Source organism: Vibrio neptunius (assembly GCF_000967495.1).
Lineage (GTDB): Bacteria > Pseudomonadota > Gammaproteobacteria > Enterobacterales > Vibrionaceae > Vibrio > Vibrio neptunius.
Window position 1 is genome coordinate 193,776 of the sequence record NZ_JXXU01000001.1, and the last position, 22,717, is coordinate 216,492.

Genomic DNA, 22,717 nt, shown 5'->3' on the forward strand with positions numbered 1-22,717 from the left:
TGAAGCACAAGCTAACTTTCGATTGCAAACTCGGGCTTGGCTTGTAACGTTCTTGCAATATAGACAATGATCAAGAGGTTCACGATCAGTACTGCCACTCCAACTATCCCCGGATGATAAATCAGACCATACACTTCAAATGGCACGTAGATGACGCAGCCGATCAATGCTAACCATTCTGTCCAGCGAAATCCTTTCCACAACCCATAAGCCTCTACCCACCGAATAGCAGTGTACACCAATGCACCCAACATCAACCATGGAACATTTCCCTGAGGAAATCGGCCTATGGCCTCTATAAATACACCAGGCCAATGGTGCGCTGGATTTAAATGAGCATGCAATACCAGAGATTCAGCCCACTGCTGCAAATCTTTCCCGGCTAAAAGGTGTAACCCCAATGCAACCACTAAAGACAATAGCCCTTTCAGCGCTTCGAGAATCGCAATCAGTTTTAACCCAGGCTTCACTTGTACTTGCATCTATCTCAACGTCCTCTCGTCATCCGCTCTCATACATTACCCAACAAAAAGTAACACGTTGATAAATTGCTTCATGAAGATTGTGTCAATTTTTCAATTTGACACAACTAGCTTAATCACGCACAGAAAAAGAAAGGAGGCCTAATATGATAGGCCATTCGATTTGGCTACTCTAATAAGGATTAGATGCTACGACACTCTGCTGGGTAAATGTTGGAAATCCAGCGGGTCGCCATTGATTAATGTGAGTCAAAAATGAGCTGTCTTTCACTTTGATTGATGCTGAACCGTAGTCAAAACTATTAAGTTTATTGCGCATGGCTTCATTAGAAAGACCGTCGCCAGCAAGTTCGTACCAAGAAGTAATTGTTGGGGTAACAAAACGCCCATAATGATTTTCTGCAATCTCGTTGTCTTTAGCGAAACGAATACAGTGCGTCAGAATACCATCTTTGTGGTAAACCACTTTAAGATGCTGGGCCTCCATTGGTAATTGCTCTCTTGGCCGAGTGTCCATATCTCCATGACAACTCACTGAGCCATATGCTACAGCGCCATCAATTGTCCAGACGATCACCGACTCCCAATCATGGCGATGGCCACCTAACCCAATCCCCGGAATTGCCTGATCTTTTTCATAATAGGTATCATAGGCATGAGCGCAATACTCCTGCCCATCATTTCCTTGCATGCACGCGTAACGGTGAAGAGTATTTGAGATATCGAGAAAACCGGCATCTCTGCAATTTCCATTGAGTGCACCAGATGGTTTCAGACCTGGGTTCATTTCTCCATAACGACTGATACCCGCTGCGGGATAGCAGCCATCTCCATCCCAATCAAAAATAGGGACCTGACTCGATATATCCATTAAACTAGGCAGTGCTTCATCTAATCGCGGTAACTCCGCTGCACTAAGAGAAGTAGCAGCAATGAATAAAGCGATTGTTATGGTTTTTTTCATATAAGCCTCTGGAGCAACGTCGTGTAAAGTGGTGCTTTTGCAACCAGAACAAACATAGGCATGATAAGAGTTAATCGCCACAACTCTCTCTCAATTCTTTAATTCTTCATATTTGTGCAACAACTTCTAGTTCATAAAGTGGATTGTTATCTGTCAGCAGCTCCATAAACAAAAAGGCCGCAACACTTAATGTTACGGCCTCTATCGTCAGTATGACGCTTTACGCCTCTTCAACGACTTTCTCTGCTTCGATGTTCGCATATAGTGAGTCAACTATCTCTTTAGAACGAACGGCAAGTACTGAAAGCAAAGTATCGCTCAGACCATGCGATGACTCGCAACAACCTTGAAGGAAAACATTCACTTTACATGATTCCTGCATAGGTAGACGATAATGGCGCTCAACCTGTTTGTCCGACATTAGTGGTTCTAGTTTGTTCAACATTTGATTGAACTGGTCATAACGATAGCCAGTGGCAAGGACAACCGCATCGTAATCGTGCCAATTTTGCTCGCTATGAATGCGATCATTAAAACGGAGTGCAATCTTACCTTCTTTCTGCCCGATTTCTTGAATATCATGACAGCGTAGATGTTGGTGCTTGCCCTTGCCAGTTACGCGCTGAAGATATAGACGCTCATAAATCGCGCTAAGCTCTTCTGTATCGACCACTGAATAGTTTGTGCCATTGAAACGAGAAAGGATGGTTTTACGCTCTTCATCAGTGCTCTTGTATACGTGATCGGTAAACTCAGGGTCAAAAATCTCGTTTACGAATGCACTGTCATCAGCTGGATGTAAGGCAAAGTTACGGTTGACTAAGTGTACTTCACCGTCTTCATAACGGTTTGTCAAATCAACGAAAATCTCGGCAGCACTTTGACCAGCACCCACAACCGCAATCTTAGGTGTCTCTGTACCAGCATTAAACTGTTCACGCCACACCTTATATTTCGAGGAATGGATCACCTTCTCGTCATTCAAGCCATTAAACAGCTCCGGAAGTTTCGGCATCCCGCCCATACCAATCAGAAGGTTTTTCGCCACACGTACGGTTTGTTTACCGTTAATATCCGTTGAGACAACGCGAACTTTGGTAATTTCGCCATCGACTTCAATCGGCTCGATATCGACAACGCGTTGACCGTAGGTCACGACTGAATCAAACTGATTTGCAACCCAAGTCAGATAGTCATTAAATTCCACACGTGAAGGATGAAGAGAACCCAAGTTGATAAATGAACTCAAGCGGTCGTGTGAATGTAGGTAGTTTACAAAGGTATATGGGCTGGTTGGATTGCGCAAAGTTACCAAATCTTTCAAACAAGAAATCTGCATTCGAGTGCCATCTAGCAACATGCCACCATGCCATTCGAAATGAGATTTTTGCTCTAAGAAGCAGTAGCTTAACTCTTGGTTCTGCGCCGTTTCTTCCAACGCAATCGCAATTGACAGGTTAGCAGGGCCAAAGCCCACGCCAAGCACATCATATTCCTTAATCTGGTCTGTCATTTTTGTAACCTCATGTTTTTCCGTTGAGCTCTCTGGCTCTCTATCCCCAAGACACCCTAAACAGGACTGCGATACTAAAAGCAATCGCTAAAAAAGGTATCTCTCAACTGACACATTAGAGCCGCCCTCTTATGAGGGAAGTCGAATTCTTTTAGTTTGGCGAAGCCAAATTTCTGCAGGTAACCAATCATTTTAGCGTTATCTGCTCTAGGCTCGCTGACGATTTTCTCTGTCCGAGGATCGGACAGGTAAAGGAAGTGGCATACTGAAGGAAGCCAAGCCGCTACCTTATGACTGCCGCGGTGATGCTCTTCACCAACCAGCATGTGAATACCACGATCGTAATCGCCTGCTGAATAATACGGCGCGATGCGATCTTCTTTTGTCCAATAGGCTTCGATGTAAGCAAAGGGTTCGTTATTTAGGCACACGATCAATAGCTGATTCTTATCATTGACCAACTGCTCTTCTAAATAAGCTTTATGCTCATCTAAAGTACCTGTTTGCTCCCAAAACGCAGCCACTCGTTCACTGTTTTGCCATCTGGAAAACAGCTCAGCATGCTGCTCTACCTCAAGACCAACAAGAGACAGCGTCTGCTCTAGCTCAGGAATGTAACGGCTGTACAACTCGCCTTTTTGCGGTCTTGGACGTAGAGGATGATAGCCATTAGAGGCAAGTATCTGCTTATGTGGAATCACGCGACGCTGCTGTTTTAGCCAAAGCTCTGGCAACTGCAGTAACGCTTCTCGCCAAACCAAGCGAATACCTTCTCGGGTGACATGAGTGATGTCGTTTAATGATGAGAAAGTAAACTCGCCAAGGTCAATACAACGTATATCCGTTCGGTGTTCAAGCATAAGGACACAAGCTTGAACCTCTTCCTTATCGTTGATGGCACTGCTGGTCACACGCCAATAACCATCACTTTCCTTGCTCAGTGTTAACTGACCACTTGGCATCTCAACGCAACATGTATCCCCTTGTTGCTGAACACTCTGCCCAAAGGGCAGAGTGTTGAGGGTATCGCTATTACCAGTCATAGCTCAGGCTCGCGATAATATTGCGGCGGTCACCGTAGTAACACCAAGTATTGCTCGTACAGGTTGCTATGTACTCTTTGTCAAAAATGTTTTTTGCTGCAACCTGAAACTTATAGTCATCAATTCGGTAGCTAACCGTTGCATCGTAAAGTGTATAAGAAGGGACTGTGTTTACGTTATCATTGTCAGCATATGTGTCATCTATATAACGCAAACCACCACCGATACTAAGGCCTTCAAGGGTACCACCAAAGAACTGGTATTTAGCCCAAGCCGAAGCTGTAGTATCAGCCACTTGCTGGGGTTGATTTCCTATTATGGCCGAGTTTGTATCATCTTTGATTTCAGAATCAACGTAAGATAAATTACCAATCAAAGTAAGAGCTTGAGTCACATTCGCTACTGCACCAAGTTCCATACCTCGATTACGTATTTCACCGATTTGCTTGATTTCTGAATTAACCGATTGGACAACATCCTTTTTAGTGGCTTCGTAGACAGAAAAGTTAAAGTAACCATCAAAGCTTCTCGGTTGATACTTCACACCTGCTTCGATTGCTTCGCCCCGTTCTGGTTTAGCCGCTTGATTGTCCACTGTCTTAATAACTGGCTCAAAAGATTGAGCGTAAGTCACATATGGAGTGAAGCCATTGTTCATAACGTAGGCAACGGCCGCACTAGAGGTCCATTCTTCGTAATCAGCTTTGTAAGTTTTTCCTGTGGACTGGTTGCTATCTTCGTTTGACGTGTCGTCATATCGTAGACCTGCTTGGAACACCCAGTTGTGATACTTAATCTGATCTTGTACGTAGAAACCAAGCTGGCTGTTCTTAGTACTTGTTGTTTCCATATCGTCTTCGGTGACTTGGGTGACACCGTTAAGCAATACAACATTATTTGTATAACTAGGGTTGAAGATATTGAACGTTGGGTCAGGTATGCTCCCTACGCCAGGTAAAGTTTTAGATTCATTACCATTAGCTATAGTTGGATTGTTTGCAAACGTTTTGCTGTCTATATCTATACTCTGATAATCAATTCCTGTTAGTAAAGTATGGCTAAAATCACCAGTTTTAAACTCATAAACTAACCTATTATCAATATTGAAAGCATCAGACTGCCCTTTTTCAATAGATGCACCTCGTGAAATAGTTTGGCGTGATCCCGTGGGGTCCAATAGAGCACCGATATTAAGGCCTTGGAAAGTAGCATCCGCTGAATAGCCAGCAAAAAACATCTGACGTAAATCAATATCCATTCGACTATAGCGAGCAGATTGACCAAAACTCAAAGCGCTATTGAACTGGTGCTCGAACTCATAACCCAAGGATAACTGTTCACGTTCAAACTTTTCCCAGTCTGGGTTGCCAAGGGCCACATCATCAGCAATATTACCGTTAGGATTGCTTGTCAATGTTCCTTCCATTGGCAAAAACTGCAGATATGGATCAGAATCATCTTTTTGATAACTAGTTAAAAAAGTAATGCTACTGCTGTCGTTAATGTTCCAAGCTAAAGATGGAGCTATTAAAATACGCTCGGCATCGACGTTGTCCACTTTAGTTCCATTCTTGCGACCCATAGCGACTAGACGAAAAGCAAGATCTTCATTTAGTTCACGGTTAACGTCTAAGCTAATCTGAGTTCTGTCATATGAGCCATACTCAACGGCCACTTGACCTGAACCGCCATCAAATTGAGGACGCTTGCTTACCGTATTGATCAACCCACCCGGTGGGTTTTGTCCGTACAAAACAGAGGCAGGGCCACGCAGAATTTCAACTCGCTCCAGAGCAAACGGGTCAATTTGCCAACTGTAGAAACCTGCTGAATATAGACGTGTTCCATCTTGGTAAAGACCATTATTCGCTTGCTGAAATCCTCGAACAACAAACCAATCTTGCTTGTTATCCTCACCATAGAAGTTAGCTTGGATACCCGGGGTGTATTGAAGAGCGTCTGAGATGCTGATTGACGCGCGATCATCCATTTGTTCGCGAGTAACGACCGAAACCGCTCGTGGCGTTTCATGGATAGCTAAATCTGTTTTGGTGGCTGTACGACTTTTTTGTCCAAGATAACTGAAATCTGGGCCTACGGCACTATCGTGCTCCTGACCAACTACCACTACTGTTTCATCTTCCGCTGCGTTAACTACGCCAGCAGACAGAGCGAACGCTACTGCCAAACAAGCTGGGCTCAGCATAAACTGCCGATTCATGTCTTTCTCCTTAACTTTCGGTTTTACCGAATATTATATTAATAATTATGATAACCATTATCATTAGCATTACGAATGCGAGTGGATTTTAACGACTTTTACAGAAAAATGGAATCTATAAATTAGTCGTTATGGTTCTATAATGTATTGATTATTAATAAGTGGCGTAATTTCTCGATCAGTACACTGTCTTGCACTATTCCTAAATGATCCGTATCCAACACTTCGTTGCTTAACTGAGCGTTAACTTTGGAAAATTCCGAACTCAGCAGCTTGTGTCGACCTAGAGGCTGTCCAGCCCAATATGCAGTTAGCTGGGTATTAATTTTAGGTAACTGATACTCGTGACATAGCGATCTCATGTGCTGCTCTACCGCCCAGCTATACAGCATTTGCTGTGCACTTTCAGACAGATAGTGATCAAAGTTTTGTGACGCTAACCAAGATGAAAATACGCTTGGCCAATTGTCAGGTGTTGATTGGTCAAATCCTGCAAGACAGGTTTGCTTTTGCCCTTCCGATAACTTACCCAAGAGCAATTCTAAGTGCTCGATCAGCTTGGCTTTTGCTGCCGGTGATTCCCATTGGTCTTCTGCGATTTCAGTACCTGGAACATAGCAGTCCAACAGCCCGAGGAAAGCAACACTTTCACCAGCAGCTTCGAGACGAGCTGCGATTTCTTGACAGAGCGCGCCGCCAAGCGACCAACCAATCAATGTGTAAGGCCCTGATGGCTGTATTTGACGAATAGTCGCGCAATAAGTATCAGCCATTGCGCTAAACGAAATGTCAAAGCGATTTGGATAAACGAAGCTCTGAGACTGAACACCATAAACGGTGCGTTTGCCCGCCAATGCTTGAGCTAATTTTTGATAACCAACTGTTCGGCCCGTCACCGGATGAATACAGAATACAGGTAAAATCCCGTCAACATCGGTATTAAGCTTCTCGATCAATTTGAGGTCAGCTTTGGCTGCTATCGCTTCGCCTTTTTGGGATTTTGGTGCCGAGTGTACCAATTCAAGCTTTTCTTTCCATTTAGTCGCTTTAGTCTCGATATCTGATTGCGAATAATGACTAGTTGCATATTCAAAATCAGCGCTCAATACACCATCCACAACTTGGGCATTGATGACCAAAGGCGTCAACATAGTATTATCATCTGCTTGATCACGCGAGTTTGACGACACTGGTTGACACCAATGAGCAAAACTATTGCCTTGATACTGGCCTAGGTAATTGAAGGTTATCTGCGCAGTTTGTTCTTGAGGCTCATCCTCTAAGTAGCGCAGCCCATAGCCAATGCCTGAGTCTTGGTTCAATAGCGCCATACGCTCGGCGATATCGTCTCGAGAATCTGAGGTATTCAAAGTCATAGGATATAGGCTCGTCATCCAGCCCACCATGCGGCTGAGATCTAACCCTTCATAGACAGACTCGTCACGACCATGACTTTCTAGATATACGCTTTGACCATCTTCTTTGCTTCCCATAATTGCTGTCAAAGCAGAGACAAGTTCAACTGTGATATTTTCACAGCTCAGTAAAGCTGACGTCACCTCTCGGCTTAGCTCAACCTTTTGTGAGCGCTTGTTGCCATAGATTGCTTTAGCCTGTGTATCTTCCGCATGCAAAGCTTGTTGATCCCAAACTGCTTTTCTAGCTTTGCCTTGTTCTGTTAATGACCATTTGTTGAGGCTATCCACTGCCATATCCAAAGAGGTGTAAACAGGCGGTAGGTCAACTGTTTTCGTTGAATTTTCGTCACTAGAAAGCGTTTGCTGATAAGCACGCCATAAGTCATCCATCAGGACTCGCCACGAAACGCCATCTACAGCCAGATGATGAATTACAATCATCAAGCGAGATTTCTGCCTGTCAATTCGAGCATAGCCTGCCTGAATCAGTCGGCCTTCTCCAATATCAAGGCTTGTTTGCAACTCGTGAGCAAACACTTCGAATGCTTCTAAGCTGTCTAGCTGAGTTTTCCATAGAAGATCATGGGAAACATGCTCTACGTATTGCTGCTGCCATTTACCTTCAGTTTGAGAAAACGACAATCTTAACGCGGGGTGGTGCTCCACTAACCCTTTAAGCGCAGTAACCAGTGCCTGAATATCCATATCCTGCTTCAACTCAACACACACATGCTGGTTCCAGTGATTTGGCTGAGCAAAGTTTTGCGCCATGAAATGAGCCTGAATTGGCATCAGACCAAATGGTTGTTTTGGTAACTCTCTTTGCTCTTGCTCAACTGCTGCTTCAAGTACTTGTGCTAACTCGCTCAGTACTGGCGCTTGGAATACTTGCTTTGGAGATACGTTGAGACCTGCCAGTTTTAATTTGCTCACTAGCTGAAGGCTTAATATAGAATCCCCACCTAACGCAAAGAAGCTATCTTCTCGGCTGACAGAATTAATACCCAGTAGCTCTTGCCAAATCTCCGCAAGGAGAGTTTCTTTCTCACCCTCCGGTGGCAAACCTTGCAACAGCTCAGATTTGAATTCTGGTTCCGGCAGCGCTTTTCTATCGACCTTACCTGCTGGAGTTAACGGCAATTCTTCTAGCACCACGAGGTGCGCTGGCACCATATACTCAGGCAGATGTTCGGCAAGCTCAGATAATATCGAAACGCTATCAGCCTTATTTGCATCAGCGCCATGCAGATACCCCACAAGGTGGGTCATAGAACCATGACGATGCGCCGCAACCACACATGTCTCAACGCCGGATATTTGCTGAAGCCTTGATTCTATCTCACCCAGTTCAATTCTGAATCCACGGATTTTTATCTGTTGGTCAACACGGCCAAAATATTCCATGACACCGTCTTCCCGCCAACGAACTAGGTCACCAGTGCGATACATACGCTCACCATTATTGGTAAATGGATCCGGCATAAATCGTTCTGAGGTCATATCTGGCTTATCCAGATACCCGCGTGCCAGGCCGACTTCTTCACCAATATACAACTCCCCTACTGCACCTTCGGCAACTTGGTTAAGCAAACCATCTAACACATAAAGCCTACGAGCCCCAACAGGTTGACCGATAGGTGCATAGGCACTGGTCAGCTTATCCTGTGGGTAAGCACGCCAGATCATTGGTGTCACTACGGTTTCCGTCGGCCCATAGCCGTTGATAATACGTGGTGGGTTTACAACAGATTGCAAGCGGTCATAGGTTTCACGAGTAAAGGCTTCACCACCCAAAGTCCAAGAACGTACATTCAATTGAGGCTGAGTCGTCTCAATCCAGTCCAATAAAGGCCCGACATAACTTGGAGGGAAACAGGCTATCGTAATCCCTTCCTGCTTGAGGACATCACAGGTCTTCTCCGCACTCCACAGTTGCTGATCGCGAATCACTAAACGAGAGCCAAATGCCAATGGCACTGTCCAGCGCTCTACCGCCCCATCAAAACTGATCGAAGCAAAGTGAAGCTCAACGTCATCTTGCGTCATCCCATACTGAGCCCCAATCGTCTGCACATGCATACTCAGGCCATCATGGGCAATCGCGACGCCTTTAGGTTTACCCGTCGACCCTGATGTGTAGATGATGTAAGCCAACTGCTCCGGCAAGAGTTCTACTTCTGGCTTGGCTTTTGAGAGACCTTGCCAATCTAGCTCATCCATATAAAGCGGTGAAACAGAAGAGGTCTGATCCGAATGGGAGAGGACGTGTGAATCAATCTCATCCCAACGTGAGCGCAATGATTGCTCGCTGATAACCAAGCTCGCAGCAGAATCCTCGATCATGTAAGCCAATCGGTCGGTCGGATAATCAGGGTCAAGCGGTAGAAACGCCCCACCGGCCTTCATAATGGCGATCATCGCTATGATCATATCGTTGCCGCGCTTAAAAAGAACGCCCACAGCTTGATCGCGAACGACACCCTGCTCTACCAACTGATTCGCCAGCTGGTTCGATTTTTCTTCCAGCTGTTTAAACGAGACACTTTGCTGGCCGTGTTTTAATGCAATGGCTGACGGTTGCTCAATACCCTGGAGGTCGAATAACTCAGTGACGGGTTGATAACGCCACTCACCTTCTGGCTGCGACAGTTGCGATAATCTGGCGAGCTGAGCCTCATCCAGTGAGTTAAGCGCAGCCAACGGTGTATTCAGGTTTTGTTCTGCTTGCGAGACCAACAGATTCAGAGTGCTAGTAAGCGAAACCATCATCTGGGGATCGATACGATCTTTGGCATAGGTTAGCGTTACCTGAGTACCCCTCGAAGATTCCAACACATCCAAAGCAACATCAAACAGTGCGAAGTTGCCTTTTAGCGCCAGCGGTTTTGCCGCTAGACCCGGAGCAAACTCGACTGACTCGGTTTGATTGACCTGATGATTAAACAACACTTGAAAGTAAGGCGTTTCGCCAACCAACCTTTCCGCCAACAATGAAGAAACCACACGATCAAATGGCAATAGCTGGTGTTGCTGAATCTCCAGCACTTTGCTGTGAGCTCTAGTCATTATTTGACCAAAGCTCTGCTCAGGTTTTAAGTCTTGCGCAACCACATTAGTGTTTACGAAAAAGCCAATAACGTCAGATACTTCTGGTCGGGCGCGGTTAGCCATTGGCATACCAATATTGATATCGTGACGCCCTGTCAACTTGAACAGCGCAGCCTGCCAAATGGCTAGCCAGAAGCTCGAAGTGGTGACGTTATTTTGCCTTGCAAGGCGTGCAATGCGTTCAGAAACATTACTATCAAATTTAAGGCTTTCCTGCTGTGCTTCTCGGCGCTGATTAGGTGCAATATCGCCTGTCCACTCAAACAGTTTCTGTGGCTGCTTATCACCTAACTCTTGCTGCCAGAATTGAAGATCCTCATCCCCTTTGCCCGCTTTTAGTAGTGCATCCTGCCAGACAGAAAAGTCACTGTACTGGATGCTCAATGGCTCTAGAGACGCCCCCTGATAGGCGGTGACCAAGTCCTGCATAAACAATCCAATAGACCAGCCGTCAGACACAATATGATGCATCACAATGATCACATGAGTTTTATCTTCAGATGCGCGAATACACGCCATTCGCACCGGCATCTCATGAAGCAAATCAAATGGCTTGGCAATAAATTCTGATGTCCATTCGCCTAGCTGGTTTTCCGTTAAGTGTCTGCCGTCTTTAAGCTCAAAGTGAGCAATACAGTGCTGGTCAACATGCTGCTTCGGCTCACCTTGGTCCGAAACAACAAAGCGCGTTCTTAGCGCGTGGTGTTTACTCATGACTTCAGCAAGCGCCAGTTCCATTTTATCGGTAGAGAGCTCACCAGTTAGCTCAAAACCACCACTGATATGGTAAGCACTATTGCCTGCATCAAGCTGATAAATGTCCCAAAGTCGTTTCTGTGCCGGAGAAAGAGGCACATCGTGCACCTCTTCTGCTGGGACAATCGGTAGCTTTTCAAAGCTCATCCCTTTGGCGTCAAGCAGAGCGATAAATTTCGCCTGCTCTTGCTCACCAAGGTTTAAAAAACGTTTTGCTAATGCAAATTTGTCTATTTTTGGTTTTTGTTGTGCTTTTAAATTTGATTCTTGGGTCATAACAATTCCAACTCGTCCATTAGTGCAGCCATGGCGTCGAGTTCATCCTGTTCTTGTTCATTGTTTGCCTGATACTGAGATTGAAGTGCATCCGTTAACGCCTGTAGCGTCCCAGCGGCAAAGAAGTCTTTTAATGAGATCGCCAAATCGAGCTCTTTTTGTGCTTGAGCGACGATACGTGTGGCTAACAGAGAATGGCCTCCGAGCGCAAAGAAGTTATCATCTAAGCCCACTTTTTCTGAGCCAAGGACTTGCTGCCAAGTGTTGGCAAACCAAATTTCCAGTTCACTCTCTGGGGCGCGATACTCCACTTGACTCCACTCTGGAGAAGGCAGCGCTTTGCGGTCACGCTTGCCATTTGGTGAAAGAGGCATTTCATCCAGTGCAACGTAGATGGCCGGAACCATGTAGTCGGGAAGGTGGTCATTCAAATGCGCTTTAACAGCGGTTTCTTTTTCTGAATCCCAATCACCACAAACCACGTAGGCGACAAGCTGCGTACCTGTTTGATGCTCATAAGCAATGACTGCAGATTCATCGACGTCATCATGTTGGTTAAGAACATTCTCAATTTCTTCCAACTCAATACGAAGCCCACGAATTTTTACCTGATGATCCAATCGGCCCAGATATTCAAGTCTGCCATCTGGCATGCGAACCACCTGATCACCGGTCCGATACATACGAGAACCCAAGTTCCCATCTTGCTTTCCTGATGCAGTAGTAGCAAACGGGTTTGGCACAAAGCGATCGGCCGTCAAATCTGGTCTGGATAGGTACTCGCGCGCAAGGCCATCACCCGCAAGGTATAGCTCACCAGGCACACCGACTGGAACTGGATTCCAACAATCATCCAATACATGAAGTTGGGTGTTGCTAATCGCATGACCAATCGGGATGCGCTTACCAACGGGCAATTCACATTGCCAGTAAGTCACGTCAATAGCCGCTTCAGTCGGACCATAGAGGTTATGCAGCTGACAATCTGGCGCACCCGTCAACACTTTTTCGGTCAACTCAGCAGGTAGAGCTTCACCGCTACAAATAATACGGCGCAGGCTGCTGCACTCTCCAATATCCGTTTCACTTTCAAAAGCATGAAGCATTGAAGGAACGAAGTGGATCGTCGTTACGCCCTGCTCTCGAATGGTGTTATGCAATAACTCAGGTTGTCGGTGGTGATCTGGCTCAGCAATGGCCAATCTCGCACCGTACATAAGCGGCCAGAAGAATTCCCACACAGAGACATCAAAGCTAAACGGTGTTTTCTGAAGGACACAATCACTGGCATCTAACTGATACTCATTTTGCATCCAAGCCAAACGGTTGTGCAGTGCCGACTGGGTATTTACCACGCCTTTTGGTAGCCCTGTAGAACCGGAAGTGAAGATGACATACAGCGACTGATCCGCCTGCCAATTTACCACTGGAACCTCAGTGCTCTGCTCATTGATTTGCTTTAAGATCTCAGCCTGATTTAGCGCCACATACTGACATTGAGGATTTTCTGGCCATTGTGGCAAGGTCTCACTATCGGTCAGTAAGATGGATACGCCCGCAGACTCAAGAATGTAATTCAAACGTTCTGCTGGATAACTTGGGTCCAATGGCACATAAGCACCACCAGCACGAGTAATCGCATGTAGGCCAATCACTAATTCAAACGAACGTGGTAAACCAAGGCCAACTCTGGTTTCTTCACCCACTCCTTGTTGGCGTAACCACTGAGCCAACTGATTCACTTTGCTGTCGAATTCAGCATAAGTCATCGACTGCTGCCCCATTGACAAAGCAATCGCCTCAGGTGTGCGTTTTGCTTGGGCTTCAACAGCAACTGGCGGTGGAAGCATTTCACCCCATGATTTCTTCGTCGCGTTGAATGCATCAATTTGTGCAAGCTCGTCAGAATCAACCAACTTGAGCTCAGACAGCATCGCGTTAGGATTTAATGCAACTTGTTCAAGTAATTTGAGCCAATGACCAAGTAACGCTTCGACAAATGTTTGATCGAATACTGGCGCAGCGTAGTTAACAAACCCACTCCATTCGCCGTCATCATAAGCCTGAACATCTAAGCTCAATTCTAACTGAGCCGCAACCACGCCCGGATCAAACGCTTCTGCTTGCAACCCTCCCCATTCAGCGAGAATAGAACGTTCAATGCGTTGGAAGTTGAAACTCGTCTGGTACAACGGATGGTGCTGCAAATTACCCGTTACACCAAGAGACTCCACTAGTACCTCAAATGGCACATCCTGATGAGTTAACGCCTGCTCGGTAAAGCGTTTTGTCTCATGGAGCAAACGTTCATAGCTCATGGCTGCGTCTAACTGCGCTGGGATCACCAAATTGTTGATGAAACAGCCTTGCATCTGCTGAGTATCCGGCTGTGTTCGGCCCGCAACAGGGATACCGACTCGAATTTCATCACGCCCAGAATACTTGTGCAGCAATAAGTGCCACAGGCTTAACATAACGTTAAACGGAGTCGTTGCACTTGTTGCAGCAAGAGTCTCAATCGCGTTGACCTGCTGCGTGGTTAGAGTGAAGTGATGACGCTGACCGGTCGTTTCGAGCTGATCTCTCGCGACATCGCTATGGAGAACAAGCGGCTCAATATCTTTTGCTAACGCCGCTTTCCACCATGACAGTGACTCTTTGGCGATATCTGAGTTTAACCACTCTTGCTGCCAGCTAGCGTAATCGGCGTAATCCAGTGTGTCAGTCTCAATATTTGATGCAAACTGCCCAGAATGACTGTACGACGAGTAAACCGCCGACAGCTCTCGCATTAGGTTTTGAATCGAAATGCCATCAGAGATGATGTGATGGACAACCAGAAGTAACTCAAATTCCTGTTCTGAATGCTTAATTGAGTATGCTCTCAATAATGAAGGCGATGACAAATCAAAGGTTTCACCAATCCAGCTCAGGCGCTGAGCCTCTAGGTCGGAGAACTCATCAGCTGAGTATTCTGCTAATGCGATTTGACATGCGTCGTCACCAGAATGGATAGACTGCATCAGCTCGCCATCTACCTGCACGAAGCTGGTACGCAGAGCCTCATGGCGGCTAATCACAGTGCGCAGCGACTGCTCTAGCCAGTCTCTATTCACGTCACCTTTTAACTTAAGGCCAAGCGGCATGTGATAGGCAGCGCTTTCAGGCATCAGCTGTTGAACAAACCATAAACGCTTCTGCGAAGCACTTACTGGCATGGTTTCCATGCGCGGCACAGGTTTGATCGTAACTGCAGGTTCTTTGAGTGATGTACACTGAGTTGCCATCACATCTAGTCTTGGAGAATCAAAGACACTCTGTAGTAAAAGACGAATCTGGTGTTTTTGCTGCAAACGTCCAACTAGCTGGGTAGCAAGTAATGACTGACCACCCAGAGCGAAGAAATCATCATTACGACTAACATTCTCCAGCCCAAACAAGGCTTGCCATTCTTGTGCCAGAAGCTGCTCAATCTCACCTTCTGGTGCTTCATAGGCTTTGTGCTGAACATGATTATCAGGCTGCGGCAGTTTTTTCTTGTCGACTTTACTTGCTGGCGTCAACGGCATTGACTCCATGACTACAAGCTGTGAAGGCACCATATAGTCAGGTAGCACTTTCGCCATTTGAGCGAGAATATCATCGCAGTTTATTAGGTCAGCCTGACCTTCTACGTAGCCGACCAAGTACTTTCCAGCTGAACCTTCAAAGGCAGTGACGGCGCTCAGTTTACTGCCACTGATACTTTGTAATCGTGACTCGATTTCACCTAACTCGACACGGAAGCCTCGAATTTTTATTTGGTCATCTGCTCGACCCAGATACTCCATCACGCCATCTTCGCGCCAGCGAACTAAGTCGCCAGTGCGATACATGCGCTCTCCATTATTCGCGAATGGATCGGGAACGAAGCGCTCGGCCGTTAAGTCTGGACGATCAAGATAACCGCGAGCTAAGCCAACTTCTTCACCAATGTACAATTCGCCACTGACACCAGACGGAACCGGACGAAGGTCGCTGTCCAATACATACAGACTACGCGCACCGACAGAAGTACCGATAGGGGCGTAAGCACTTTCTAGCGGCGTTTCAGGATAAGCCTGCCAGATCATTGGCGTCACGACAGTTTCCGTCGGGCCGTATCCGTTGATAATGCGCTTCGGATTCAGTACCTGCTGAAGCTTGAAATAGGTCTCTCGTGTAAAGGCTTCACCGCCTAGAGTCCAAGAGCGTACGGCTAATGCTGGCTGTTCAACCTCAATCCACTCTAGCAGTGGTCCAACATAGCTTGGCGGGAAGCACGCGATGGTCACGGCTTCACGCTCAAGCACTTCACATGTTTCTTGTGCACTCCAAAGCTGCTGGTCTCGAATCACCAGTTTTGAACCAAATGCCAGAGGCACAGTCCATCTCTCTACTGCACCATCAAAACTGATTGAAGCGAAGTGCAGCTCGATGTCTTGTGGTGTCATGCCATATCGTTGGCCAATGGTTTGAACATGCATGCTCAGACCAGAATGAGAAACACACACACCTTTAGGTTTACCCGTTGACCCGGAGGTATAAATCACATACGCCAGCTGCTCTTCTAAAATTTCAGGACGATTTAAAACAGGTTGCTGAAGATCGATATCAGAATACGCAATGATGCTATCTCGCTGACAAATCTCACGTGCCAGCTGTTGCGAACTGTCGTCTGAAATTAACCACTGTGCATCGCTATCTTCAACCATGTAGGCCAGTCGGTCTTTAGGGTATGAAGGATCTAAAGGTAGGAATGCAGCTCCGGCTTTCAAGACACCGATCATTGCCACCAGCATGTCAGTTCCACGGGCAAACATCACACCAACCCGTTGGTCTCTTTGAATGCCGCGTGCGATTAGCTCAGCGGCCACACCATCGCTGAAGTCATCCAGCTGTTGGTATGACATAGCAAGCCGTTCCGAGCCACTAGGTGATAAGACCGTTCCCCCAAGAGGATTCGCCACAAGCGCTTCGCTATCTGGTTGAGCAAGCACCTGCTCTTTTAACAGTTCAGTAAAGGGTTTGTAAGCCCAAGGTTCAGACGCTTTTACATGACCAGACAAGCGAGACTGTTGCTCGGCGTCCAATACATCAATATCACTCAGGTTGTGAGTCAGTTTATCGACAAGCTGCTCAAGATAATGAGACGTCGTTGCTGACAGCGCATCAATATCTGACTGTGAGAATTTCGCTGAATCGTACGCAAAAACAATGCGTAATGATTCGCCTGGCAATACTGCCAGCGTTAATGGGTAATGCGTAAACTCATAACTGTCAGGCTCGCCAATTTTAAGGCCAGTTTCACTAAATAGGCTCTCATCCAATGGGTAGTTTTCAAATACCACCAACGAATCAAACAGATTCTCACCATCAAGCGGAGATTGCGCTTGTACCTCTGACAAAGAGACATGGCTGAATTCACGCTGTGCGCTCGCCTGCTCTTGTATATCAGCAAGCCATTGATTGGTTCTCTCCTTCCAGTCCACCATCGATGTAACAGGCAAGGTATTAATGAAAAGCCCAACCATGGCTTCACTGTTTGCCAGTGACGAAGGTCGACCAGCAACCGTATTGCCGAAAACAGGCTGAGACTGACCCGTGTAACGTTGAAGCGTCAGTAGCCATGCGCCCTGAATGAGAGTGTTTAGCGTGATGCCAGATGACTTCAGTTGCGACTGCCAACTGCTTAGTACCTCAGCACTGTAGTCCACGTTGTGGCGCACATGCCCTTGTTTATCTGTGTTCGAACCGTATTGTTCAACCAAGATTGTTGGCGCTTCAACACCATTCAGATAACCACGCCAGTACTCTTGAGCACTTTCTGGTTCTTGCTGTACAACCCATTCTAAATAATCAGCAAAATCATGGCTGACAATAGGCAGGCTAATATTTTGGTAGTGAGCAAACAATTCGCTAAGTAAAACGCCGGTGCTCCAACCATCCATCAGAATGTGGTGGATAGTGAAAATACAAGCGATCTCATTGTCGCCCGTTGTCACTAGATCGACTCGCCACAAAGGTTTTAGCTGCTGGCCGCTCGCATCTTGCTCCAGTTCGAAACCTTGTTCAATGAGTGAACGTTTATACGACTCCAGTTCAAAGCCTGCTTCCTCTCGCCCATCAAAGACTCTGCTCGTGATGGGAAGGTCATCCCAAACATATAGGTGCGCGTGACCTTCTACTTGATGCAGCGTACTACGTAGAATCGAATGGCGCTTCATCAAGGCTTTCCAACCTTCTTCTAACTGGGCAGCATCAGCACCCGATATAGGTAAGGTAATTTGGTTAACGTAGGTGCTTGTGTCTTGCGATAGCTGAGCGTGGAAATACAAACCTTGCTGGAGCGTAGACAGTGGTAGAATTTGATTCGGAAGTTGATGAGCCTGAACACTTACATGGCTTAGCGTAGCAAGACTCAGATGAGTATTTGGCGCATCAGCTTGTGTCAAAACGGCGGAGTTAGACGTGCAATGTTCCGTCACGGCTTTGATCGCCGCTTCAAAGTGATGAACATACGCATCACACTCAGATTTCGACAGAGCTGAAAGTGAAAACTCCAATTCGACATCAAAGCCTTCATCAGTTTCACTGATATTCAATACAATTACGGCATCTGCTTTAGCGTCTTCTGGTCGCCATAGGCCAAACTCACCCAGTTCAGCCCCTTTCACATCAGCCTGCGTTGCTCGGCCTAGGAAGTTAAATAGCACATCAACATGGTCTTGATACTGCCATTGCTGCTGAGCTACACCCGCTGAGTAACTCAAGCCACCATCGGTGATTGCATGTGAGCTATCTTTTACACTCGCTAACAGTTCACTGATACTCTCACTTAGCACAACTTTTTGCGGGAACAGCGCAGTATGCCAGTTAACACTGCGTGAAAGATCCAATCCAAACGACTCACTGAATCGACCATGGCTTTCGCGATGAATGACAATCTCGCTTGCAGAGGTTATTTCTTTCACTGCAAGTGCAGACAATGCCATCAACGTCTGTTCCTTGCTCATTCTGGCGAAGGCTTGAGTCGAGGCAAGTAGTGGCTCGGCGAGCTCTTTAGTTAAATGGTAACTGTGCTTGTGAATTCCTTTGCTTTCGCTTTCTTGATCTTTAACTTCAGTTAGCTCAGCTGGGACAGCAGGTTCTGCTCGCTGAGCATTCCAGAATTCGGACTGTTTATGACTGATATGTATATTCTCTAATGCCTCATACCAATCAGCCTGATTGTGAGTTTTAGAGGCAAACGCATAAGAGTCAACACCCATTTCTTGCTGGTAACTTCCCAGTAAATCTTGAATTAGCACAGGCCAAGAAAGCGCATCAATGACAAGGTGGTGAACGGCAACCAGCATTTCGCCCGTCTCAATATTCAGGCCAACCGACAATTGTTTACCAACAGACGGATTAATCGCACTCTGCACAGCATCGATGTCTATCTGCTCGGCATAAAGGTGGAATGCAAAATCTGCGGTAGTTACATATTCAGCTAGATACTCTGCCGCGTCAGATGTTGTTGTATTAGGAACTTCGAAAGAAAGGCGCAAACTATCGTGATGTTGCACCACTTGCTTAAGTGCTCGGACAATCGCGTCTGCATTAACCGGAGCTGGCAAGTTGAGTTTTGCGTACTGGTTACATAGTTCAAGCTGGCCATTTTTATCTAGCTTGCTTTTATGAGAATAGCCTCGTTCAACGAATCGCTTCTGCATTGGCAGCAAGGCTACTTTGCCATTCAGCTCACCTTGTTCAGCAGGTTTGATTTGGCTATCGAGAACACACAACGCCATTTCAGCGATAACTGGATGGTCAAACACTTGCTTTGGTGTCAGCATCAAACCTCGTTGACGAAGCTTACCCACCATTTGCAAAGCGGTAATGGAATCTCCGCCAAGTGCAAAGAAATGGCTGTCAGAACCAATAGACTCAACTTTAAGTAGCTCACGCCATATTTCAGCCAGCTGATGTTGGATGTCCCCTTCCAGCGGCGCACCCGCTTTCTGTTCTTCATCCCAATGCGGTGCGGCAAGTTGCTTGCGATCCACCTTACCAGCTGGTGTCAGAGGAAGTGTCTGGCTAACAATGATACGTGACGGCACCATATAATCTGGCAATTGGGAGGCTAATTCTATGCGCCATTGAGATTCAGATTGTTGCTCTGTTTCACTCAATTGAACATAACCAACTAGGCGCTTTCCTGTCGGCGACTCGTGTGCGACAACCGCACAAAACTCAGCATTAGCAAGCGTCTGTAGGCGAGATTCAATCTCTCCAAGCTCAATACGGAAACCACGAATTTTTACTTGTTGATCGGCACGGCCAAGATATTCAACAACACCATCGTGTCTAAATCGAACCAAATCACCAGTGCGATACATACGCTCGCCGTTAGCGGCAAATGGATCCGGAATAAAACGTTCAGCGGTCAAATCAGGTCGTTTCAAGTAACCACGAGCAAGGCCAGACTCCATGCCGATGTATAGCTCGCCAACCGTTCCAAATGGTACCTGCTTAAGGTTCTCGTCCAGCACATACAACTTACGGTCACCAACAGGCTGACCAATCGGCGCGTACGAGCTTTCCAGTTTATCTTCTGGATAGGCACGCCAGATCATCGGAGTAACGACCGTTTCTGTTGGGCCGTAACCATTGACGATGCGAGGTGGATTAACCACCCGTTGAATTCGTTCAAAGGTTTCTCGGGTAAATGCCTCACCACCTAGTGTCAATGAGCGAAGAGCCAAATCCGGCTGAGTTTGTTCAACCCAATCTAGCCAAGGTCCTGCATAACTTGGCGGGAAACAAGCGATGGTGACTTTCTCGTCTACCAATACTTGAGTCGTTTTTTCTGGTGTCCACAACTGTTGGTCACGAATAATCAGCGTTGAGCCAAACGCCATTGGAACAGTCCAACGTTCCACGGCGCCATCAAAACTGATAGAAGCAAAATGCAGCTCTGTGTCTTCAGGCGTCATGCCATACTGCTCGCCAATCGTCTGGACGTGCATTGTCAACCCGCGATGACTGACTGCCACGCCTTTAGGCTTACCTGTTGAGCCAGAGGTGTAAATCAAATACGCCAGCTGGTCTAAGTGGATATCTTGATATGAACACTCACCAAGCTCAGATGCTGGAACCTCAGTTGCTAACAAAGATTCAATAGCAATACACTCTTGAGCACTTTTAGAACGGATGAAAAGATCTTTAGCCTTATCCATCAAGTGCTGCTGAGTCAGTAACTGCTGAGCTTCGCTGTCTTCAAGCATAAAGCTAATGCGCTCAGCAGGATAATCCGGATCAAGCGGCAGGAATGCGCAGTTTGCTTTCATGATGCTCAGCATGGCAACCAGCATATCGGTGCCACGCTCCATCATCACACCGACAACACTTTCTGATTGAACGTCTCTTTGACGTAATGAGTGCGCGACTAAATTCGATTGAACCTCTAATTCAGCGTATGTTATCGTTTTATCGCCATGTTTTAAGGCGATTTTTTCAGGACGCAGTTTTGCTTGTTCAGCCACCAGCGCCATAAAGGTCACTGGATTCCATGTTTGTTGTACCGCTGAGTGCGCTTCCAAGGCCACTGTATCTGAGCTAGAAAGCGCGTTAGTCTGTGCTAGAGACTGTTGAGGAGATTGGCAGATCTGGTTAAGAACATTTTTGTATGTGCTTAAGATGCTGTCAATTTGAGCTTGAGTGAATTTCTCTTGTGCGTAGACAAGTCGCAGCGATAGTTGCTCTCCTGCAATAGCATCAAGGACAAGCTCAAAGGGGGTTTCGGTCACTGGGAATTCTTCAAAAACACCTTTAACTGTGTTGCCATCCTCGCCGATGCTTTTAACAACGAGCTTATGCCCGTGACTACGATAATTGAATGCAACTGTAGGAAGAGGCGTCTGGCCCAAAAGCTTCTCAATAGGTAAATGAGAGAACTTCAATGAGTTGCGCAGATTGCTTTTCACCTGCAGCACAACTTCTCTCAAGTTCAACTCTGGATTTGCCTGAACACCCAAGACAGCATTATTAACGTAAAAACCGATATTCCTCCTGTTCGCAGAGTCTCGATTCAATGCTGGCACGGTGATCGTTGGTTGAGAATTGTTGGCATACGAAGACAAAGTCAACAACAACGCTGAAGAAAGCACTTCGAATTTAGTCGCACCAAAATGTTTGGCAGCCTTTTCGACCAAGATTGACTCATCAATGCCCAATGACTCTTCTATATGACCGGCGGTATAAGCGCTCTGCTCCGGAGTCGTCTTGCCTTGAAGAATACAGGGCTCCTCACCCATTAACTTCAGAGCTTCCCAGTCCGCCTTCTCTTTTACAGGATCGAAGTCATTTTGACTTTCAGAAAAATCAAAGTAACTGATCCCTTTTGGGCTTTCGGGTGACTTTCCCGATACAAATCGAACAATAGAGCTTACAAACAACTGTAGTGACCAAGCATCGGTAATCAAATGATGCGCAGCAATGCTTAGAGCAAACCTATCTTCAGCCAACTGGTATAGGTGGAATCTACACAGTAGCTCATTTCCTAAATTATACGGCTGATAAGTCTTAGCTTTGGCTTCTCGCCTTACAATGTCAGCAGCATCGGCTTCATCAGTCAAATCAACAAAAGCCACTGGGATTCGGTCATAATGCGTAGACTGCTGAGGTTGTCCGTCCCTTTGTTCGATCTTTATACGCAAGACTGGGTGCATTTCTAATATCTTAGAAAGTGCATTCAGGACTTTTTCTTTAGTGATTCCCTCACCCGATAGCCAAGCAACACCACCTAAGTTATACGCAATACTGTATGGCATGAGCTGGTGAAACAACCATAGACGTTGCTGAGAATGAGAAAGTGGACTCCAACCACCATTGGCCGGAGTCATCGTGATATCATCCACTGACATACATATACCTA

At 46.4% G+C, this 22,717-nt stretch carries 7 protein-coding genes; all 7 read right to left on the reverse strand.

Going from position 1 to position 22,717, the window contains the following annotated elements:
* Positions 1 to 11: 11 nt before the first annotated feature.
* The 7 genes from TW84_RS00875 to TW84_RS00905 all read right to left on the reverse strand — a co-directional run bounded on the left by TW84_RS00875 (position 12) and on the right by TW84_RS00905 (position 22,706).
* Positions 12 to 482 (reverse strand): DUF2127 domain-containing protein, encoded by a 471-nt coding sequence (locus TW84_RS00875; RefSeq protein ID WP_045973743.1) that lies wholly within the window; start codon positions 480 to 482, stop codon positions 12 to 14.
* A 172-nt stretch (positions 483 to 654) separates the two neighbouring features.
* Complete coding sequence (locus TW84_RS00880) at positions 655 to 1,446, reverse strand: NPP1 family protein (protein WP_045973903.1); 792 nt, start codon at positions 1,444 to 1,446, stop codon at positions 655 to 657.
* Between the two features lie 220 nt (positions 1,447 to 1,666).
* Entirely contained in the window at positions 1,667 to 2,959 is a 1,293-nt protein-coding gene (locus tag TW84_RS00885) for a lysine N(6)-hydroxylase/L-ornithine N(5)-oxygenase family protein (RefSeq protein WP_045973745.1), read from the reverse strand.
* 74 nt (positions 2,960 to 3,033) lie between these two features.
* Positions 3,034 to 4,002 carry a GNAT family N-acetyltransferase gene (locus TW84_RS00890; protein ID WP_045973747.1) on the reverse strand — a complete coding sequence of 323 codons (969 nt, stop codon included), beginning with the start codon at positions 4,000 to 4,002 and terminating at the stop codon, positions 3,034 to 3,036.
* On the reverse strand, positions 3,992 to 6,223 hold the full coding sequence (locus TW84_RS00895; protein ID WP_045973750.1) for a TonB-dependent siderophore receptor: 2,232 nt from the start codon (positions 6,221 to 6,223) through the stop codon (positions 3,992 to 3,994). The genes TW84_RS00890 and TW84_RS00895 overlap by 11 nt, the downstream gene beginning before the upstream one ends.
* A gap of 137 nt (positions 6,224 to 6,360) precedes the next feature.
* Positions 6,361 to 11,781, reverse strand: a complete 5,421-nt coding sequence (locus TW84_RS00900) for a non-ribosomal peptide synthetase (protein ID WP_045973752.1) — start codon at positions 11,779 to 11,781, stop codon at positions 6,361 to 6,363.
* Positions 11,778 to 22,706: a non-ribosomal peptide synthetase gene (locus tag TW84_RS00905; protein WP_045973755.1), complete on the reverse strand. Its 10,929-nt coding sequence runs from the start codon at positions 22,704 to 22,706 to the stop codon at positions 11,778 to 11,780. Before TW84_RS00905 ends, TW84_RS00900 begins: the two co-directional genes overlap by 4 nt.
* Positions 22,707 to 22,717: the final 11 nt, after the last annotated feature.